At 75.7% G+C, this 18,891-nt stretch carries 20 protein-coding genes; 10 read left to right on the top strand and 10 right to left on the bottom strand.

Going from position 1 to position 18,891, the window contains the following annotated elements; all coding sequences use genetic code 11:
• Positions 1-3: 3 nt before the first annotated feature.
• From ACFVGO_RS34665 to ACFVGO_RS34655, 3 genes are all read right to left on the bottom strand, one after another.
• Entirely contained in the window at positions 4-870 is an 867-nt protein-coding gene (locus ACFVGO_RS34665) for a MaoC family dehydratase (RefSeq protein WP_359911910.1), read from the bottom strand.
• A complete protein-coding gene (locus ACFVGO_RS34660; RefSeq protein ID WP_380636107.1) occupies positions 867-2,102 on the bottom strand; it encodes a beta-ketoacyl-[acyl-carrier-protein] synthase family protein in 1,236 nt (411 codons plus the stop codon). The genes ACFVGO_RS34665 and ACFVGO_RS34660 overlap by 4 nt, the downstream gene beginning before the upstream one ends.
• A 75-nt stretch (positions 2,103-2,177) precedes the next feature.
• The gene (locus tag ACFVGO_RS34655; protein ID WP_380358170.1) at positions 2,178-3,389 is read right to left on the bottom strand and encodes an aminotransferase class I/II-fold pyridoxal phosphate-dependent enzyme; all 1,212 of its coding nucleotides are present in this window, start codon (positions 3,387-3,389) and stop codon (positions 2,178-2,180) included.
• 469 nt (positions 3,390-3,858) lie between these two features.
• Here ACFVGO_RS34655 and ACFVGO_RS34650 point away from each other — a divergent pair, with 469 nt between their 5' ends.
• The 3 genes from ACFVGO_RS34650 (at position 3,859) to ACFVGO_RS34640 (ending at position 6,639) form a co-directional block, all read left to right on the top strand.
• Positions 3,859-4,731 (top strand): BTAD domain-containing putative transcriptional regulator, encoded by an 873-nt coding sequence (locus tag ACFVGO_RS34650; RefSeq protein WP_359911919.1) that lies wholly within the window; start codon positions 3,859-3,861, stop codon positions 4,729-4,731.
• 465 nt (positions 4,732-5,196) lie between these two features.
• Positions 5,197-5,568 carry a helix-turn-helix transcriptional regulator gene (locus tag ACFVGO_RS34645; protein WP_359911921.1) on the top strand — a complete coding sequence of 124 codons (372 nt, stop codon included), beginning with the start codon at positions 5,197-5,199 and terminating at the stop codon, positions 5,566-5,568.
• A gap of 102 nt (positions 5,569-5,670) precedes the next feature.
• On the top strand, positions 5,671-6,639 hold the full coding sequence (locus ACFVGO_RS34640; protein WP_359911923.1) for an aminoglycoside phosphotransferase family protein: 969 nt from the start codon (positions 5,671-5,673) through the stop codon (positions 6,637-6,639).
• Positions 6,640-6,789: 150 nt separating this feature from the next.
• Here ACFVGO_RS34640 and ACFVGO_RS34635 read toward each other — a convergent pair whose 3' ends face one another.
• Positions 6,790-7,437, bottom strand: a complete 648-nt coding sequence (locus ACFVGO_RS34635) for an NAD(P)-binding domain-containing protein (RefSeq protein WP_359911926.1) — start codon at positions 7,435-7,437, stop codon at positions 6,790-6,792.
• A 78-nt stretch (positions 7,438-7,515) separates the two neighbouring features.
• Between ACFVGO_RS34635 and ACFVGO_RS34630 the strand changes: the two genes are divergently transcribed.
• Both ACFVGO_RS34630 and ACFVGO_RS34625 read left to right on the top strand, forming a co-directional pair.
• Positions 7,516-7,869 (top strand): winged helix-turn-helix transcriptional regulator, encoded by a 354-nt coding sequence (locus tag ACFVGO_RS34630; RefSeq protein WP_380636104.1) that lies wholly within the window; start codon positions 7,516-7,518, stop codon positions 7,867-7,869.
• Positions 7,870-8,501: 632 nt separating this feature from the next.
• The gene (locus ACFVGO_RS34625; protein ID WP_380636102.1) at positions 8,502-8,771 is read left to right on the top strand and encodes a hypothetical protein; all 270 of its coding nucleotides are present in this window, start codon (positions 8,502-8,504) and stop codon (positions 8,769-8,771) included.
• A gap of 32 nt (positions 8,772-8,803) precedes the next feature.
• Here ACFVGO_RS34625 and ACFVGO_RS34620 read toward each other — a convergent pair whose 3' ends face one another.
• The 3 genes from ACFVGO_RS34620 to ACFVGO_RS34610 all read right to left on the bottom strand — a co-directional run bounded on the left by ACFVGO_RS34620 (position 8,804) and on the right by ACFVGO_RS34610 (position 11,740).
• Positions 8,804-9,628 carry a hypothetical protein gene (locus ACFVGO_RS34620; protein ID WP_380636100.1) on the bottom strand — a complete coding sequence of 275 codons (825 nt, stop codon included), beginning with the start codon at positions 9,626-9,628 and terminating at the stop codon, positions 8,804-8,806.
• Positions 9,629-9,982: 354 nt separating this feature from the next.
• The gene (locus ACFVGO_RS34615; RefSeq protein ID WP_359911938.1) at positions 9,983-11,221 is read right to left on the bottom strand and encodes an MFS transporter; all 1,239 of its coding nucleotides are present in this window, start codon (positions 11,219-11,221) and stop codon (positions 9,983-9,985) included.
• Between the two features lie 201 nt (positions 11,222-11,422).
• A complete protein-coding gene (locus tag ACFVGO_RS34610) occupies positions 11,423-11,740 on the bottom strand; it encodes a metalloregulator ArsR/SmtB family transcription factor (RefSeq protein ID WP_359911941.1) in 318 nt (105 codons plus the stop codon).
• A gap of 333 nt (positions 11,741-12,073) precedes the next feature.
• Here ACFVGO_RS34610 and ACFVGO_RS34605 point away from each other — a divergent pair, with 333 nt between their 5' ends.
• The gene (locus ACFVGO_RS34605; RefSeq protein ID WP_359911944.1) at positions 12,074-12,436 is read left to right on the top strand and encodes a hypothetical protein; all 363 of its coding nucleotides are present in this window, start codon (positions 12,074-12,076) and stop codon (positions 12,434-12,436) included.
• A 169-nt stretch (positions 12,437-12,605) separates the two neighbouring features.
• Here the strand turns inward: ACFVGO_RS34605 and ACFVGO_RS34600 are convergent, their stop codons facing one another.
• Both ACFVGO_RS34600 and ACFVGO_RS34595 read right to left on the bottom strand, forming a co-directional pair.
• The gene (locus ACFVGO_RS34600) at positions 12,606-13,124 is read right to left on the bottom strand and encodes a hypothetical protein (RefSeq protein ID WP_380636097.1); all 519 of its coding nucleotides are present in this window, start codon (positions 13,122-13,124) and stop codon (positions 12,606-12,608) included.
• 119 nt (positions 13,125-13,243) lie between these two features.
• Complete coding sequence (locus tag ACFVGO_RS34595) at positions 13,244-13,945, bottom strand: TetR family transcriptional regulator (RefSeq protein ID WP_380636096.1); 702 nt, start codon at positions 13,943-13,945, stop codon at positions 13,244-13,246.
• 82 nt (positions 13,946-14,027) lie between these two features.
• Between ACFVGO_RS34595 and ACFVGO_RS34590 the strand changes: the two genes are divergently transcribed.
• A complete protein-coding gene (locus ACFVGO_RS34590) occupies positions 14,028-14,966 on the top strand; it encodes an oxidoreductase (protein WP_359911953.1) in 939 nt (312 codons plus the stop codon).
• A 643-nt stretch (positions 14,967-15,609) separates the two neighbouring features.
• Here the strand turns inward: ACFVGO_RS34590 and ACFVGO_RS34585 are convergent.
• Positions 15,610-16,008, bottom strand: coding sequence for an Imm7 family immunity protein (locus ACFVGO_RS34585; protein WP_380355157.1), 399 nt, complete (start codon positions 16,006-16,008; stop codon positions 15,610-15,612).
• A gap of 144 nt (positions 16,009-16,152) precedes the next feature.
• Here ACFVGO_RS34585 and tpx point away from each other — a divergent pair, with 144 nt between their 5' ends.
• The 3 genes from tpx to ACFVGO_RS34570 all read left to right on the top strand — a co-directional run bounded on the left by tpx (position 16,153) and on the right by ACFVGO_RS34570 (position 18,255).
• A complete protein-coding gene (gene tpx / locus ACFVGO_RS34580) occupies positions 16,153-16,653 on the top strand; it encodes a thiol peroxidase (protein ID WP_380355160.1) in 501 nt (166 codons plus the stop codon).
• A 299-nt stretch (positions 16,654-16,952) separates the two neighbouring features.
• The gene (locus ACFVGO_RS34575) at positions 16,953-17,681 is read left to right on the top strand and encodes an SDR family oxidoreductase (RefSeq protein WP_380636095.1); all 729 of its coding nucleotides are present in this window, start codon (positions 16,953-16,955) and stop codon (positions 17,679-17,681) included.
• Positions 17,682-17,880: 199 nt separating this feature from the next.
• Positions 17,881-18,255: a hypothetical protein gene (locus tag ACFVGO_RS34570; RefSeq protein ID WP_380636093.1), complete on the top strand. Its 375-nt coding sequence runs from the start codon at positions 17,881-17,883 to the stop codon at positions 18,253-18,255.
• Positions 18,256-18,891 lie beyond the last annotated feature (636 nt).

Here is an 18,891-nt window from a genome sequence, read left to right as displayed (position 1 = left end):
GGTTCACTCCCCCGCCGGTGCGATGCGTGCCCAGCCGGCCTTGACGGCGGTGCCGGTGGCGGTGGCGACGGTGAAGCGCACCACGGTGCCCCGGTCGTGGGGCTGCAGGGTCAGGCGCAGTTCGGTGCCGGGCACGGTGGGGGCGGCGAAGCGGGCGCCGAGGGCGGTGACGCGGGCGGGGTCGCCGTCGGCGTGCAGGTCGGTGATCCGTTCGGCGGCCAGGGCGACGAGGTGCATGCCGTGGGCGATGGCGGTGGGGAAGCCGGCCGCCCTGGCGGCGTCCTCGTCGAGGTGGATGGGGTTGAGGTCGCCGGAGGCGTGGGCGTAGGCGGTGGTGTCGGCGGCGCTCAGGACGTGGGTGGAGACGTGGCCGGTGCCGTCGGGGGCGGTGCCGGGGTGGGCGGCGGCGGGCAGGGCTCCGTGGGGTTCGGTGCGGGTGGCGCCCAGCAGGAGGGCGGCGGTGGCGAGGTCGGCGACGGGGGCGCCGGTGGCGGCGTCGGTGAGGCGGGTGGTCAGGGCCAGGCGGGTGCCGCGGGCCTCGCGGCGCACCGCGGTGACCTCGACGGCGATGTCGAGGTCGCCCGGGGCGAGGGGGGCGTGGGTGCGGATCTCCTGGGCGAGGTGGACCACGCCGGTGAAGCCCGGGTCGCCGGCGGTCAGGGCGGTGACGGTGTGCTGGGCGAGGGCGTGGGCGGCGACGAAGGGGTGTGCGGGGCTGGCCCCCTCGCGCCGCGGGGCGCCCAGGTGGGCGCGGGCGGCGGCGCGGTAGGCCGTCAGGTCCTGCGCGCTGATGTGCAGGCGGGTGCGCGGGACGGGTCCCGGCGCGGCGGTGGTCGCGGCGGGGGCGGGGGCGGTCGTGGGCGGGGTCATAGCGGGGTCACCACCAGGGTCGTGTTGTGGCCGCCGAAGCCGAACGAGTTGGACAGGGCCGCGCCGGCGCGGATCGGGCGCGGCGCGGTGTGCACGACGTCGAGGTCCAGGCCCTCTTCGGTCTTCTCGTGGTTGGCGGTGGGAGGGACGGTGCGCTCGTTCATGGCCCCGATGGCGGCGATCAGCTCGACGGCTCCGGCGGCGCCGATCAGGTGGCCGATGGCGCCCTTGGTGGAGGTGACCGGCACGCCGTGGGGGCCGAACACGGCGCGCAGGGCGGCGGCCTCGGCCCGGTCGTTGTGCACGGTGGAGGTGCCGTGGGCGTTGACGTGGGCGATGTCGCCGGGGGCCAGGCCCGCGTCGGCGAGGGCGGCGCGCATCGCGGCGACGGCGCCGGCGCCGTCGGGGCGCGGGTTGGACAGGTGGTAGGCGTCCGCGCTGGCCCCGTACCCGGCGAGCAGCGCGTAGGGGGTGCGGCGGCGGGCGCGGGCGTCGTCCAGGCGTTCCAGGACGAGGAAGCCGGCGCCCTCGCCCATCACGAAGCCGTCGCGGTCGGCGTCGAAGGGCCGTGAGGCGCGGGCGGGTTCGTCGTTGCGCAGGGAGTGCGCGCCGAGGTTGCCGAACGCGGCCAGGGTGACGGGGGTCAAGGTGGCCTCGCAGCCGCCGGCGATCACCACGTCCGCGCGTCCGCTCTCCAGCAGCAGTGCCGCGTGGCCGATCGCGTCCGCGCTGGAGGCGCAGGTGGTGGCGATGGTCAGTGCCGGGCCGCTCCAGTGCAGGCGCATCGCGATCTGGGCGGCGGCGGCGTTGGGCATGGTGACCAGCGGCATCAGCGGGGAGACGCGCAGCGGGCCGTGCTGGGTGTACAGCGCGGACTCGCGGTCGCTGGTGGTGCGTCCGCCCACGGCGGTGCCGACCACGACGGCGCTGCGCCCGGGTTCGGGCTCGGGGTGGCCGGCGTCGGCGTGGGCGGCCAGGGCGGCGAGGGTGCCGTAGCGGGCGAAGGGGTCCAGGCGGCGGGCGTCCTTGGCGGGCAGGTGCGCGGTGTCGGGCAGGTCGGTGACGCGGCAGCCCAGGCGCACCCGGTGGCGGGCCAGGGCGGGGTCGGTCAGGGCGGTGGCGGTGGAGCGGCCGGAGGCGACGGTGCGCCACAGGTCCTGGACGCCGTGGCCGGCGGGGCTGACCACGCCGAGGCCGGTGACGGCGATCGGCGGCCGGTGGTGGGGGGCCATGGCTTCGTCTCCTTCGCGCTGCACGCGGGCGGCCCGGCGGTGGGAAAAAGAGGGGGGTGAGGGGGTGGGGGCGGGTCAGATCAGGCCGGTCTGGGCGGCGGCGGTCAGGAACGCCTCGGCGGCGAAGTCGATGTCGGCGGCGGTGTGGCGGGCGGTGACCGCGATGCGCAGCCGGGCGAGGTCGTTGGGGACGGCGGGGGTGACGACGGGCAGGCCGATGACGCCGGCCTTGCGGCAGGCGGTGGCGTAGTCGTAGGCGGCGTCGTCGCTGCCGGCGATGACGGGCAGGACGGCGGTGGTGGAGTGCATGGTGGAGATGCCGGCGTCGTTGAGGCGCTGGCGCAGGCGCCGGGCCTGGGTCTGGGTGTGGGTGACGCGTTCGGGTTCGCGGCGCAGGATGCGCAGGGATTCCAGGGCGGCGCCGGTCTGGGCGGGGCCGAGGGCGGCGGAGAACAGGAACGGGCGGGCGGCGTAGCGCAGGTGGCCGATGAGGTCGTGGCTGCCGGCGACCCAGCCGCCCATGGAGGGGATGGCCTTGGAGAGGGTGCCGAGTTTGACGTCGACGCGGACCTTGTGGTCGAAGTGTTCCTCGATGCCGCCGCCGGTGGCGCCGATGACGCCCAGGGCGTGGGCCTCGTCGACCATGAGCAGGGCGTCGTAGCGGTCGCAGACCTCGCGCAGTTCGGGCAGCGGGGCGATGTCGCCGTCCATGGAGTAGACGCTGTCGACGATGACCAGGCGCACGCCGGTGGGGGCGGCGGCCTTGAGGCGGCGCTCGAGGTGGTCGACGTCGTTGTGGCGGAAGCGGGTGACGGTGGCGCCGGACAGGCGGCAGCCGTCGACGATGGAGGCGTGGTCGTACTTGTCGATCAGGACGGTGTCGCCGGCGCCGACCAGGGCGCCGACGGTGCCGACGTTGGCGGCGTAGCCGGAGCCGAAGACCAGGGCGCGTTCGCGGCGGGCGAAGCGGGCGACCTCGGCCTCCAGTTCCTCGTGCAGGGGGATGGTGCCGGCCAGGGCCCGTACGCCGTGGTTGCCGGTGCCGTAGACGTCGACGGCGGCCTTGGCGGCGGCCACGACGCGTTCGTCGCCGGCCAGGCCGAGGTAGCTGTAGCCGGACATCATGAGCAGGCGCTCGCCGTCGAGGTCGCAGTAGGCGCTGTCGCGTTCCATGGTGTAGGCGACGAAGCTGTTGCGCCGGGAGGGGTCGGACTCCAGTGCGGCCACGCGGGCGTTGGTTGCGGCGAGCTTCGGCTCCAGGCGGTTCCATGCTCCGGTGGCGTTCACGGGCGTTTCTCCTTCACGGCGTCACGGTTTTCACGGCTTTCGCGGGCATTCGGCTTCCCGTCCGCGGGGGCGGGGGCCCGGGGTGGCTGCGGGGGTGTTTTCTCGAAGCCTTCACGCGGGGTGCTCAAGGATGGCTACATTTCTACGGCAGGATGCGCAAGGCGTCCGCAATAGCCGCTTTCCTGGCCTGCGGGAACGCTCTGACGTGCAGAAACCTTGCGTCCACGACGCATTGACCGGCCGGTGGGTATGTTTTCCGGGCCGGTGTTGACACCGCGCGATGCGGCGAATGTATGGTCGAAATCCGCTGAAACCGAACGGCTGGTCGGCGGTTTATTGTTCCGATCCGCGATTTCCCGCGCCGACGGCCGGAGACGGGCCGTCACTTCTGCTTTGACTCAAGGGGGTTGGAGCTCGTGTCGAATGGCTTCAGGGAAGACGGTCCGTCCGGCAGATCGGGGGCGCGCGCATGCTGATCCGCCTCACCGGTCTGGTGGCCGTCGAGCACCAGGACGGCGCCCCGCAGCACCTGTCCAGCGCCCAGGCCCAGGTGGCGTTCGCCCGCCTGGTGCTGGAGCGTTCCAGCGGCACCAGCCGCGACCAGCTGGCCGACACCATCTGGCCCGACGGCCTGCCCGACACGTGGGCCTCCGCGCTGCGCAGCGTGGTCTCCCGGGTGCGGGCCTTCGTCACCGCGCCGGGTCAGGGCCCGGGTGCGACCCCGTTGATCGCCCAGGGCGGGCGGTACGTGCTGCGGCTGCCCGCGGACGCGGCCGTGGACCTGGAGGCGGCGGCCTCGGCGGTGGGCGAGGCCGGCGAGGCGCTGGCGGCGGGCGGCCACGCGGTGGCCCAGCAGCTGGCCGCGGGGGCGCTGTCGAACCTGCGCGGGGCGTTCCTGCCCGACCACGAGGGCGAGTGGGCGCAGGGGGTGCGCGAGCACGTGGAGGAGTTGCGCATCGGTGCGCTGGAGACGGCGAGTCTGGCGGCCTCCGCGCTCGGCGAGGAGCACCACGCGCTGCGCTGGGCCGACGAGGCGGTGCGCCGGGCCCCGTTCCGCGAGAGCGCCTACCGCTGCCGGATGGAGGCGCTGGCCGCCGCCGGCAACCGGGCCGAGGCGCTGCGCTGCTACCAGCAGTTGCGTCAGGTGCTGGCGGAGGAGTTGGGCATCGACCCGGCCGCCGAGACCCAGGAGCTCTACCTCGCGCTGCTGCGCACCCCGGCCCCCGCGGCGCCCGCTCCGGCGGCGGTGCGGGCGGTGGACCCGGTGCTGATGGGGATCTTCGAGCCGCTGGCGCTGGCCCGCCTGGCCCGTCCGGTGCCCGCGCCGGTGCGCGCCGCCTGAGGCCCGCCCCTTCCCCTCCTTCTTCCCTCCGCCGCCCGCCGCTGTCCGGCGCTGTCCGCCGCCGTCCGGTCCGTCCGGCGCGCCCGGCCCGTGCGCCGTGTCCGCCGTGTTCCGCCGCCCCGCCGGTCCCCCCGTCCGGCGGGGCGCGCGCGTGCCGCCCGGCCGCGCCCGGTCGCGGCCCGCCGGTGTCCCGCCGTGCCCCGCCGTGCTCCGCCGGGGGCTTGGGGCCTGCGGCGATGCCCGTCGCCGGTGCCTCCCGTGCCGGCGCCGTGTCCGGGCGGCGCGGCGGCCGTTGCGCGGTCGCGGCGCCCGGTCGCCCGGGCCCGGGGGCGTGTTGCGCGGCTGTTGCGGTGAGCGTGGCGGCCGGGTCGGGCATAGTAGCGTCGTGTACGTGAAGTCGCGCACACGGCGCGGTCTTTGGCCATCGAACGGACGGGGGTCGAGTGTTGGGAAGGGGTGGTGGGTGTGGGACGGGCACGCGTGGCGGCGCGGGTGATCGTGCACCCTGGTGTGGAGGACGTGAGCGTCCAGCAGGTGCTGGAGGCGCTCGCTGATCCGGCCCGCAGGACGGTGGTGCGCACGCTCGCGCACTCGGGAGCCGATCTGAGCTGCGGTTCCTTCGACCTGCCGGTGGGGCGTTCGACCTCCAGCCACCACTTCGGTGTGCTGCGCGAGGCGGGGCTGCTGCGCCAGTACTACGTGGGCACCACCAAGATGAACGCGCTGCGCAGCGAGGAGCTGGAGCGGCGGTTCCCGGGGCTGCTGGCGGCGGTGGTGGCGGCCGCGGACGCGGAGGCCGGGCAGGGGGGCGGGGTGTGCGCGGGGCCGGGGGTGTGAGGGCGGGCCGGGCGGCGACGGTACGGGAGTTGAGCGTCCGTCGGTCGGCTCCGGCCCCCCGTGGGGCGGGGCGGGCGGGGGCGGGGCGTAGGCTTGCCGCCCATGATCGACAGCGACGACCCCGGCCGGGGACGGGACGGCACGCGCCGGTGGGTCCAGGAGCACCTCGGGCCCGGTGAACGCGTCACCGCGGTGACCGCGCTCAAGGGCGGCTGGACCTCGCGGATGCGCCGCCTGGACGTCGAACGCCCCGGCGGCGCGGACCCGTACGCGCTGGTGCTGCGCTCCTTCGTCAAACCGTTCTACCGCCGCCACGCCCCGGGGCTGCTGGCCCGCGAGGCCGCCGTGCTGCGCCTGCTGGAGGGCAGCGCCGTCCCGGCGGCGCGGCTGGTCGCGGTGGACGCGGCGGGGGCGGTGTGCGAGCACCCGTCACTGGTGATGACCCACCTGCCCGGCAGCGTGCGCCTGGCCGAGGACGGCGACGCGCCCGCCCGCGCCGACCTGCTGGCGGCCCAACTGGCCGCCGTGCACGCCCTGGCGGTCGGCGAGCGGGAGCGGCCGCGCGCCTGGCAGGCGTGGACGGCCCCCGACCGGGTCGCCGTGCCCGCCGGCACCGCCCGTACCGGCTTGTGGGAGCGGGCGGTGGAGGTGATCGGCGGCGAGGCGCCCGCGCACCACGCCTGCTTCCTGCACCGCGACTTCCACCCCGGCAACGTGCTGTTCACCGGCACGGGCACCGGCCTCGCGGTCGCCGGGGTCGTCGACTGGGTGGAGACCTCCTGGGGCCCGGCCGACCTGGACGTCGCCCACTGCGCCACCGCCCTGGCCCTGCTGCACGGCCCCGCGGCGGGCCTGGCCTTCGCCGACCGCTACACCGCCGCCGGCGGCCGCGAACTCGCCGAGGGCCGCGCGCACCTGTACTGGCGGCTGCTGGACGCCCTCGCCTTCGCCCCCGACGCGCAGAAGGTCGCCGAGCCCTGGCGGGAACTGGGCCGCACCGACCTGACACCCGCCGTGCTGACCGGGCGCCTGGAGGACTACCTGCAGGGCCTGTTCGACCGCTACGCCTGAGAGGGCCCCGGACGGTTCGGGCCGCGGGACACCGCCCGCCCGGCGTGCGGGCCGCGGCACGGCACGGCGCGGCCCGGGCGGAGCGGGGCCGGGCGGAGCGGGGCCGGGTGGTTCGGGCGGGTGCGGGGGCCGCAGGCGTGGGCGGGGCGGTCAGGCGTGGGGGCCGGCGTGGGCGAGCGGCGGGGCGATGGCCTGGGCGTCGGCGCCCTGGCCCACCCACAGGCCGATCAGCAGCGCCGCCGTCGCCTCCAGCAGGTGGGCGCGCTCCAGCGGCCCGGCCGTCAGCGGCTCGCAGCCCGTGTCCCGCACCAGGGCCGCGACGGTGGCCAGCGCCCCCTCGTCGTCCCCGCACAGCGGCACCGCCAGCGCCCGCCCGTCGAAGACCGGCGGGCGCAGGTCCCACACGCTCGCGTGGCAGAGGTTGAACGCCTTGACCACCCGCGCCCCGGGGGCGGCGGCCGCGATCCGCTCGGCCGCCGAGGGCCCCCGTCCGGTGGCCAGGGCGAACCCCTCGCCCACCGGGTTGGAGCAGTCCACCACGGTGCGCCCCGCCAGCTCCCGCGCGTGCGCGCCGGCCACGGCGGGCGCGGCCCGGTGCGGGACGGCCAGCAGCACCGCGTCCCGCCCGTGCGCCACCGCCTGCCCGACCCCGCCCCACCGGGCACCGCCCGCGTCCCCCGCCGCACCGGCCGCCCGGCCCGCGTCGCGCCCGCCCACCAGCACCTCGTGCCCGGCCCGCACCCACGCGCCGCCCAGCGCCCGCGCCATCGCCCCGGTACCGACGATCCCGATCCTCATGCCACAACTCCCCTGTCCCCTGCGGCCCGTACGGCCCTCGCCACGACAGTAGGCGCCGGATCGGGCACCATCCGGTACATGACCGACCACCAGGAACTTCTCGCCGACTGCCCCGCCCGCCTCGCCTTCGACCTGCTCGCCCACACCTGGGACCCGGTCGTCCTGTGGGCGCTGCGCCACGGCCCGGTGCGCCCGCACCAACTGGTGCGGCGCATCGGCGGTATCAGCCCCAAGGTCCTCAACCAGTGCCTGCACCGCCTGCGCGACGCCGGCCTCGTCGAACGCCTCCCCCGCCCCGGCACTCCCCCGCACGTCGACTACGCCCTGACACCCCTGGGCCGCACCCTGCTCGCCCCCCTCACCGCCCTCGGCGCCTGGGCCGCCGACCACGGCGACACCGTCACCACCGCCCAGGCCCGCGCCACCGGCTGACCACCCCCCGACCGCCCCCGCACGGACGCCCCGGCGGCGCGGCACAGGGAGAGCGGGCGGGGCGGCGCGGGGAAGGCGATCCTCCCGTTGGTCCACGACGGCACGCAGGCCCCCCGGGGGCCGGTCCCGAACCGTGCGCCGCCGCACTCGTCGTGCCCGTGGAAGCGGACGCCGCTGCCGGCACTGTCCGTCACCGACGAGGTGACGCGCCCCGCGTCAGCGTCCGCAGCGCCCCGCCGCGCCACAACTTCCCCGTGTCGCCTCTCGAACAGCAACTCGCGCGGCAGAGCCGCCCCGGCCTTCCGGCATGACCGCGATCAAGGGCCACGGCCCGACAGCGGCCAGCCGGAGCGGCCGATCACCGTCCTCCGAACGCGGCGTGTCGCGCCCTCGCCCCGGGGCGGCTCCCGATCCCGGTGTCCGAACCAGGAGCTCCCGATCCCGCCGCCCGACCGGCCCTCACAACACCTGCCCGATACAGGCACGGATTTCGTGAAGTCGATCGTTCGTCCGCGCGCCGGTGGCGTTCTGTCATCTCAGGGTGGACGCTGACCGCGTGTGAGGAGACATCCCTTCTGCTTCCGCATCTCGCGGGTATGCGGGTCGAGTGCATGGAGGTACGGGACGGCCTCGTGGTGATCGACGCATCGACACCGGAGGACGTGCTCGTGCCGTGTCCCGGCCGCGGGGCACGATCCGGCCGGGTGCGCAGCCGGTGCGGTCGACGGCTGGCGGACGCGCCGTGCGGCGGCCGAGGCGATGTGGTCGAACTGTCGGTCCGTCGACTGTTCTGCGACAACCACGAGTGTCGGCGGGTGACCTTCGTCGAACAGACAGACGGGCCGACCTGCCGCTACGGCGGCCGGACGTCTGTCCTGCAGCGGCTGCTCAGCGCGCGCTGATGTGCGGACCGAGAGCGCTGCCGTGCCCGGGGTCAGCGGCGGGTTGGCCGGCAGCGCTCGATGCGGTCGAGGTCGCCGGCGAGGAGGTCGCGGTGGCTGATGGTGAAGTCTCCGTTGAGCAGGGCGTCTGCTCCTCCGTAGTACTGGCCCACGACAGCGGCGGGGAGGAAGGAGCGCAGGCTGTGGCGCATGCCCTCGGGGTGGTCAACGGTATCGCCCCAGTCGGAGGGAGCCCGGTCGGTGGACAGCAGGACCCAGTGATCGACGGGGACGACAGCGTCGAGATCGGGTACTGCTCCGGTGTGGCTGTCCAGCGCGGGCACGGTCAGCCTGTCGGGGTCGAGGGGCGAGTACCACAGCAGCACGGGTTTGGCGCGCTGTGCGTCTGCGTTGTCGAAGCAGCAGAGGGCGATGGTGTGGTCGGGGAAGTGGTCGGTGTAGAAGCGCAGGAGGTCCGGGTCGAGGGATGGACGCCGGTGTGCCGGCACCTGCTGCAGTGCGGCTGGGATCGCGGTGGGGTCAGCGGCCAGGAGCACCGTGTAGACGTCGTACTCGAAGACCTGGACGGCCTCCGGCTCCGCGCTCATCCACGCGATCTCGTCGACTGCGACGGAGACGGGTCGAACGGCGGCAACCATGCGCTCCAGGACGTCGCCACTGCGTCCGACGGAGAGGAAGTGCCCCGGGGTGAGCTGCTCGGTGGGCAGGTGCAGCAGCAGCGCGTTCGGACCACCGGCGAGGTTGACGGCGGTGTTCTGGTAGCCCAGGACATGAATGAGGCCGTGCACGGGGTGGTGCCGGCGACCGCAGTACACGATCGTGCCGGAGAACGCGGCCTCACTGGTCGAGATGCACATGGTGGCAAGGTAGCGCCCCCGTTCGTGCGGGAACCGGGAGGGTCTGCGAGACTCCCGCTCTCACGCGCACACAGACCGTGACGGCCTGCTGATCACTTTCACGGAGTCTGTGCCTGAACCCAGAACACCTGCCCGATACAGGCGCGGCATCCCGCACGACCCGCAGGGACCCGCGGCCCCGCGCCGCCCTCCCGGGGGCAGCGCGCCGGGAGGGCGCACGCGCCGCGCCCCGCACGGGATCGGCGGGGCGCAGCGTGTGGCCGATGGTCTCCGGGGCCGGCCGGGGCTGGGGCCGACGGTGGGTCAGGGGGTGTGGCGGGCGCTTCTCGGGGCCGGTGCGGGTGCGGGTGCGGGTCAGGGGGTCGGGGCGGGGTGTGCCCGCTCCGGCCGCTCCGGCCGCTCCTGGCGGTCCTGGCGGTCCTGGCGGTTCTGGCCGGGGTCGAGGCGGCGGCGCAGGAGGACGGCGGTGAGGGCGGCCGCGGCGAGGGCGGCGCCGGCCAGGGGCAGGTGGCGGGGGCCGGCGGTGGTGACGACGGCTCCGCCGAGGGTGGTGCCCAGGGTGATGCCGAGGTTGGAGAAGGAGATGAAGAGGCTGTTGCCGAACTCGGGGGCGTCGGTGGCGTCGCGGGCGAGCCAGGCCTGGGTCACGGCCAGGCCGCCGGAGTGGACGGCGCCCCAGAGCAGGACGGTGGCGAGCATGGCGGCGGGGTGGGGGCCGGCGGCGTCGAGGAGGAGGTAGAGGGCGAGGTAGAGGATCGGGTAGGCGGTGACGGTGCGCAGGGGGGCGCGTTCCAGCAGGCGGCCGAAGACGAGGTTGCCGGCGGTCATGACGACGCCGAAGGCCATCAGGGCGGGGCCGGTGAGGGAGGCGTCGAGGCCGGTGACGTTCTGGAGGTATTCGGCGATGTAGCCGTAGCCGCTGAACATCGCGGCGAACACCAGGGTGACGGCGGCGACGGCCAGCCACAGCCGGCCCCGGCGCAGGATGCGCAGCTGGCCGGCGTAGGTGGGGCGTCGGGTGTCGGGCAGGTCGGGGAAGAAGGCGAGGACGCCGGCGCAGGCGATCAGGTTGAGGGCGGCGGCGCTCCAGAACGCGGCGGGCAGGCAGAGGTGGTCGGCGAGGTAGGAGGTGAGGGGGACGCCGAACGCGAAGCCGGCGCTGACGCCGGCGAAGACGGTGGTGGCGGCGCGCGCGGCTCTTCCGGGTGCGGCGAGGCGGGTGGCGGCGGTGAGGGCGAGGGCGAAGAAGACGGGGTGGAACAGGGCGGGCAGGATCCGCAGGGCGAGGACGAGGGGGAAGGAGTCGCTGAGCGCGTAGAGCGCATTGGAGCCGGCGAAGACGGCAAGTGCCGTGGCCAGTACGGTCTTTCGGCGCAGGCGCGAGGCGAGCAGGACGCCGGCGGGGCCGGTGGCGGCGACGGTGAGGGCGAAGGCGCCGACGAGCCATCCGGCGGTGGCGGGGGCCACGTGCAGGCGTTCGGCCAGGGCGGGCAGGACGCCGACGACGCCCATCTCGGTGGTGATGATGCCGAACACGCCCAGGGCCAGGACCGGGACGGCCAGGGCGTTTGGGGCGGGAGCGGTGCGGTGCACGACAGCCTCCAATGGATACACAAATCTAGATAGTTGGATACGTAAGGGCGAAGAAAAGGGGCGCCGACCTGGCGCCCCTGCACGGAGGGGAGTGCGGTGCGCACGTCCGCACGCGTGCGCGTGCATGTGCGCGCACACGTGGGTGTGGGCGTGGGTGGGTGTGTACGCGTGGGTGTTGTGTGTGGGTGTTGTGCGTGGGTGTCAGAGTTCGTCGCGCGCGTAGGCGGCGAAGGCGGCGATGGTCTCCTCGTTGCGCCGGTAGAAGGTCCACTTGCCGACGCGCTCGGACACCAGCAGTCCGGCCTCGCGCAGGATCTGGAGGTAGCCGGAGACCACCGACTGGGACAGCCCCGAGCGTTCCTGGATGTCGGTGACGCACACGCCGATGTGGAAGCCGACGCCGCGCTCGCGGTAGTACGGCTCGTCGAAGTAGCGCTCGGGCGTCTTGAGCCAGCGCAGGAAGTCCGCGCGCGCCGGGTTGGCGAGCGCCTTGTGCACGGCCAGCGGGTCCAGCTCCACCGCACACCCTCCTTCCCGTCGCCCGGCCCCTCGCCGGACGTATCTAATATTCTGGATACGACCTTGAGGTGTCAAGGCGGGCCCCCGGGCCGGACGGCGGGGCGGACGGGCCGGAACGGCGGCCGGGGCCGGAGAGCGGGCCGGAGGGCGGGACGGGCGGGCGGGGTGGGTGCGCGCCGGGTGGCGTGCGACCCTGGACCACGGCGGCGCGGGTGGTGCGGCGGCGCGCCGGTGATTCACCCCCACGAGCGATTGTGACGCTGTGCACAGCGTCGGACACTCTGGGTATCCGGAGGGCTCGTGGGGGGCCCTCCCGGCGCGAGGAGAGCCGTCATGGCCGCAAGCGAACCCACCGCCTCCCAGGTCCCGCAGATCACGGGCGCCCTGCAGTCCGCCGGCGGGGAGCAGCACCTCGCGGACGTCGGCGGCAACGTCGGTGCCGTGTGGCGGGGCTGGGTGATGTGGGGTCCGGGCAACGGGACGTTCAACCTGCAGATCCCGTGGAACGTGATCGGGATCGACTCGACGGTGGTCATCACGGCCTCCGAGACCGATTCCAACGGGAACCGGTTCGTCGGTGCCGCGCCCTTCCAGGTGTCGAGCATCGCCCCCGGCAACGGGGTGGTGACCTTCAAGATCAGTATCGGCTGGAACAGCCCGCTGACGATGCGCACCGACGTCCTGGTCCTCAACTGACCCGGCCTGCCGGGCCGGTGGCCGCACCGTCGCGGTGACGGACCGGTGCCCCTCGCCCCGTCGCGCCCGCGGATCCCCCCGCGGGCGCCGCGGGGCGGGCGCCTTTCCGGGCGCCGGGCGCCGGGCGCCGGGCGCCGGGGGCGTCCGGGGGCGGGGCACCGGGGGCGGGTCAGTCGTCGGCGGCGACCAGGAGGGTGACGGTGTCCGCGGCGCGGTCGACGAGGACGAGTTCGTGGAAGTCGGTGTGGACGGGGCCGTAGTCGTGGCGGGCGTCCTCGGGAGGGTGCACGAGCAGGTAGCGGGCGTGGGCCCGGCGGGCGGGGGCGTGGACCTCCCGCTCCAGCCGCGCGAGCAGCGCCGGCGGCACCGGGCCGTGCTGCTGCGTCCACGCCTCGACGAGGTCGACCGCCGCCTGCGCCGGCACGGGCGCGTAGCTGTCGGGCGTGATCCGCTCCACCCACCACTGCCCGTGCCGCGGCCAGTCCCGGGCCCCGGCCCCGTCGTAGGTGTCCCGGAACTGCGGGTGCGCGATCAGCGCGGCCAGCACGTCCCGGTCGTGCACCCCGGCGACCGGCCCGAAGCGCTTGATGTCGACCCACCGGAAGGCGTGCCGGTTCCCCTCGAAGCCGAAGTCCCCGAAGTCGACCAGCGTCCGCTCCAGGTGGACGAGTTCCGCCGTGGTCTCCATGCCCCGCATCGTAGGGGGTTCCCGCGCTACCGCGCCTCCCTCCCCGCCCGGCCCCTCCCCCGACCCTCCCCGGTCCCTGCCCGGTCCGTCCCCCGGGGCCGGGGTGACGGGTGGCGGGCTCAGGCCGTGGCGGGGGCCCCGCCGGGGGCGGGGGTGCGCACGACGGCGTCCAGGGCCGGGGCGATGACGGCGAAACAGTTCTCCGTCAGCACCGCGATGTCCACCCCGCCGCCGTCCCCGCCCGCGCCCTCACCGTCGTCGCCGTCCTCACCGTTGTCGGCTTCGGCGTCGGCGGTGCTCCAGCGCTGCAGGACGGTGTGGAAGGCCGCCAGCGCCATGTCCGCGGCCAGCCGCGGGTACAGCTCGCGCGCGGCGTCCAGGCCCAGGCGCTCGGCGAGCTGCGCGGCGAGCTCGTCGCGCCACTGCGCCTGGCGTTCCAGGAAGCGGGCGAGCAGGGAGGGGGTGGTGAGGATCAGCCGCACCACCCTGCGGGCGCGTTCCTCGTGCCCGGCGCAGTCCTCCACGCAGCGCCACACCGCGTGCCGCAGCGCGACCGAGGGCCTCTCCCCGGCCGGGCGGGCGGCCAGTTCCTCGCGCATGGCGGTGCCGAGCGCGGCCAGGAACTGGACGACCACGTCCTCCTTGGACGCGAAGTAGCGGAAGAAGGTGCGCTTGGACACCCCCGCGGCGGTGGCGATCTCGTCCACCGTGACGGCGTCGAACCCGCCGCCGGCCAGCAGGTCCAGGGCCGCGCGGGTCAGCTCGTCGGCGACGAGCTGGCGCTTGCGCTGGGCCAGGGTGGCGGCGGGTCGGGAGGTCACCGCCCCATCCTAGCCCCCACGCCATTCACGTCATTGAACGTCAGTCTTGACACTTGGTGACATGCAGGGCAGCGTGAGCCGTATGACACCGAGCAACCGGACCCCCGACCCCGCCCCGGACCTCAGCGGGCGGGTGTTCGTCGTCACCGGCGCCGCCGGCGGCCTGGGCCTGGCCACCACCACCGCCCTCGCCCGCCGCGGCGCCCACGTCGTCCTCGCCGTACGCGACGAGGCCAAGGGCCACCGCGCCACCGCCCACCTGCGCGCCGAACACAGCGGCGCCCGCCTGGACGTACGCCGCCTGGACCTCGCCGACCCCGACAGCGTGCACGCCTTCGCCCGGCGCCTGCGCGACGACGGCGTCCACCCCGACGTCCTGGTCAACAACGCCGGCGTCATGGCACCCCCGCGCACCCTCACCCCCCACGGCCACGAACTCCAGCTCGCCGTCAACCACCTCGGCCACTTCGCCCTCACCGCCCACCTCATCGACCTGCTCGCCCGCGGCCGCGACCCCCGCGTGGTCACCGTCACCTCCGCCAACCACCGCCGCGCCCGCATCGACTTCGACGACCTGAACGGCGAACACGCCTACTCCCCCATGGGCCACTACAACCAGTCCAAACTCGCCAACGCCGTCTTCGCCCTCGAACTGCACCGCCGCCTGAACGCCGCCCGCAGCCCCGTGCGCAGCGTGCTCGCCCACCCCGGCTACGCCGCCACCGCCCTGCCCCGCGCCGGCACCGTCGCCGGGGTGCGGCTGCTGTTCGGACACCTGCTGCGCCCGCTCGCGCAGTCCCCCGCCCGCGGGGCGCTGGCCCAGCTGCACGCGGCGACCGCGCCGCAGGTGCGCGGCGGGGAACTGTACGGGCCGAGCGGCCTCGGCGAACTGCGCGGAACGCCCGCGCTCACCTCGCCCGCGCCCCGCGCGCAGGACGAGGCGGTGGGACGGCGGCTGTGGGAGGTGTCGCAGGAACTGACCGGGGTGCCCTTCACCGTCCCCGGGACCGACGGCGCCTGACCCCCAAGCCCGGGACAGGGCCCGGGCTTGGGCCGGGGCCGGGGCCGGGGCCGGGGGTGATGGGGGGTCACCGTCCGCCCCGGCCCCGCACGGGCGACCGGACTGCCGGACGGGGCGGGGCCGGACCGGGGAAAGCCGGGTACGCGGCGGCGGAACGCCCTGCCACGACGGCGGACACGGACGACGACACCGCCGGGCCCGCTCCCCCGCGCCCGCGAGCCCCGTGACGGCACAGCCGGTCCCGCGCCCGGTCGCCGACGACGGACGCCCGGCCCCATCTACGGGACCACCTGGCACCGCACCCCCACCGGCCCCGCCACCCCGGACCTCGGCCACGGCCCCACCACCGGCGCCCCCACCGGCGCCCCCACCGGCCCGGCCGGTGGTCGCCCACCGCGCGGCGCAGCCGGGGCCGGACCCCCGCGCACCCCGGCGCCGCCCCGGGGCGCAGCCGCCAACTGCCGCAGGCCGCGGGCGGGTTACGGCCGGGCGGGCGCCTTCGGTGCCGGACCGGCGTGCGCATCCGGGCCGCCCCCGCCCGTGCGGGGGCGGGCGTTGCCCGAGGTCGCCCGCGCGGGGGGGGCGCCGGGACGCCGTGGCTCGCCGCGGCCCACCGGTGTCGCGCCGCGGTCCGCGGGTGCGCTCAGACGTGGAACGGGTCCTCCAGGACCGGGACGCAGGGCGACAGCAGCGGCTCGGGGCCCTCGGCCGCCCGTCCGCGGACCATCCTGGTGACGCGCACCTCGTTCTCGTGCCCGGGGTCCTCGTCGGCGCGCACGTGCAGCAGGCCGTACGAGCCCGGTGCCCGTGTCCCGACCTCCCGGAAGAAGGACGGGATCCGCTCGTCACGGTGGTCGGTGAAGCCCGCGAGGTGGACGAACGGCTCGCCGTTCATCCACCTCGGGTCCAGCAGGTAGGGGCCGGCGATCTCCCGGATCCGCCGTGCGAGGTCCTCGGTGATCTCCCGCAGCCGGTCCTCGCCGTCCTCGTCGTCGGTGGCGGCGCTGTGCGCGACCTCGATCCGGCCGTGGTACTCGAACACGGCCCGCACCCCACCGACGGGCCCCACCACGCCCCGGGGCCGGGGTCGGGGGTCCGGTCGGTGGCCGCCCCCTGGCGGGGTCCGGGGCGGGCAGTAGGATCGGCGGCGTTGCATCCCGTACACACCGCTGGTAGGAGGCTTTTCATGGCTCAGGTCACGATGAAGGGGAACCCGGTGCAGGTCGGTGGCGCGCTGCCCGCCGCCGGCAGCCAGGCTCCCGGGTTCACGCTGGTCGGCGAGGGGCTCGCGGACGTGTCCCTGAAGGACTTCGCGGGCAAGCGCAAGGTCCTGAACATCTTCCCCAGCATCGACACCCCCACCTGCGCGACCTCGGTGCGCACGTTCAACGCCAAGGCCGGTTCGCTGGACAACACCGTGGTGCTGTGCGTGTCGGCCGACCTGCCGTTCGCGCAGGCCCGGTTCTGCGGCGCCGAGGGCCTGGAGAACGTCAAGACCCTCTCCACTCTGCGCGGGCGGGACTTCCACGACGTGTACGGCGTGGCGATCGCCGACGGCCCGCTGGCCGGCCTGACCGCCCGCGCCGTCGTCGTCCTGGACGAGAACGACACCGTCCTGCACACCGAGCTGGTCGCGGAGATCGCCGACGAGCCGAACTACGAGGCCGCGCTCGCCGTCCTCAACTGACCCGCCCGGCACCGCACATCCCCGGTGCCGCCCCGCAGTCCGCGGACCGCGTCCGTGACGGCCCGCCCCGCCCCTCCCCCGCCCCGAAGGCGGCGGGCAGGGACGGCGGCGGGCCGCCGCACACCCACCCCCCGGCCCGCACCCCCCGGCCCGCCCGGCCGCCCGCCCCGGGACGTGGCGCGGCGGACCTCCCCGCCCCCGCCCGCGCAGCGGCCGAGGGAAGGGGGCCGGTGGCGTCGACGCCGCGGCCGCCCTCACCGTGACACGACCGGCACAGGACGGTCGAAGGAGAAGCACGCATGGATCTCGCCGGGAAGAACGTGGTGGTCACCGGAGCCGGACGCGGCTTCGGCAGGGCCCTGGCCCTGCACGCCGGCCGCAGCGGCGCGCGCCTGTTCCTCTCCGCCCGCACGCTCGCCGCCGCCCACGGCACCGCCCGCGAGGTGACGGCCGACAGCGGCGCGCACGTGGACGCGTTCGCCTGCGACCTGGCCGACCCCGCCACCGTACGGGACTTCGCGCAGGCCGTCGCCGCCCGCACCGACCGGGTGGACGTGCTGATCAACAACGGCGCCCGCTACCTGCACGGCCCCGACCTGTGGGACGCCGACGACGAGGCGATCACCGACACCGTCGCCTCCGCGGCCACCGGCACCCTGCTGACCGTCAAACACTTCCTGCCCCTGCTGCGCGCCTCCGAGCACGCCGACGTCGTCAACCTGGTCTCCTCGGCCGCCGAGACCCGCAACCACCGCTCCGAGGCCCACCCCGCGTTCTACGCCGCCAAGGCCGCCCAGGCCGGCTTCGCCGACGTCCTGTCCCACCGGCTGCGCCCCGAGGGCATCCGGGTCATCTCCCTCTACCCGCCGGACTTCACGGACGGCGACCCGCTCCACCCCGACTGGGACCACGCCCCCCGCAGCGCGGACGACCCGCTGAGCGCCCGGTCCGTCCTCGACTGCGTCCTGTTCGCGATCGGCCAGCCCCGCGACTGCTTCATCCGCTCCTTCCACTTCGAGCAGCTGTAGCCCCCGGCACCCGGCGCCGGGGCAGCAGCGAGAGGCGAGGGCGGTGCCGGCCGCGTCGGGACGGTCCGGGTGGTGGCGGCGCACGGCCGAACGCCGCCGTGCCGGCCGCGCGTTCGCGCCCCGCACCGGCCCGCACCCGCGGCCGGGCCGCCACGGCACCGCCTTCGGGGAAGCCGGACGGCCACGACACAATCGGCGCATGGGCGATCCTCCGAGCCAGGCGTGGGACTTCCGGCTCCGGGCCGCGGCGGACCAGGACGAGTACTGCCGCGTTCCCGGCCGGTCCTGGGTCCCGCCCATCCTCGAGGACCTGGTCCTCGCCGCGAGAAACACCCCGCTGAGCCGCTACTACCCCTTCACCAGCCATGCGTCGCTGCGCTTCGGCACAGGGCCCCGGTGGTGGCTCGGCGACGGCGAGGTCCTGGCCCACGCCATCGCCCTCGTCCCCGAAGGCCGCTACCTCGTCCACACCCAGGCCTCGCCCGACCGGCCGCCCACGGTGGCCCTCGAAACCGCCAGCGCCGAGGAGGCACTGGCCAGGCTCGCGGAACCGGCCGCCGCCTCCTCCTCCTGAACCCCGCCCACCCTCCCACCGGCCCGAGCGCCCGGGGGCCGGGAGCGGGAACGGCACGGCCGGCGGCGTGCCCGGCAGGACGCCCAAGGGGGCGCTCAGGGGGGCGCTCAGGGGGGACCGGGTCCCGGTGGCGGCGCGGTCCGACGGCGCACCGGGCGGGCCCGGTGTCACGGGAGCCAGGGCCGGCACGGGGGTTGCGGGCGGCGCGGGAGCCAGGGACGGCACAGGGTCGTCCGGTCGAAGCGGCCGGTCGGCTCGTGCCGGCGGCACGGGCCGGCCAGGGCCTCCTGCGGGCAGAGCACGAACTCCGCGCGGTCAGCGGGGCGTTGACGACGCCCGCGGCGGCGCACCGGTCGATCCCGAGGGCCACACCGCTCACCTCCGCGGCGTTGTTCCCGACCGTTCCCTCCTCGACCCCGCGGTCGCAGGACACGATGTCGTCGTGCAGGCTCACCGCGTCCACGAACGCGTTCACCGCGGTGCGCAGCGCCCGGTCGTGACCACGTGCCGCTGCTCGCCGCCGCCGTCCTCGCCCGATGGCGGCGGCCACCGGCAGCGGGGGGCGTGTTCCCCACGGTATGGGGACCGTGCCAGTGCGAATGGGGAGGGCAGGAAACGGAGGCCCAGGAGACAGGC

The sequence above is a fragment of the Kitasatospora sp. NPDC057738 genome, assembly GCF_042798815.1.
In the GTDB taxonomy this organism is placed as follows: Bacteria; Actinomycetota; Actinomycetes; order Streptomycetales; family Streptomycetaceae; genus Kitasatospora; species Kitasatospora lactacystinica.
This window is presented reverse-complemented; position numbering and strand designations above follow the sequence as displayed.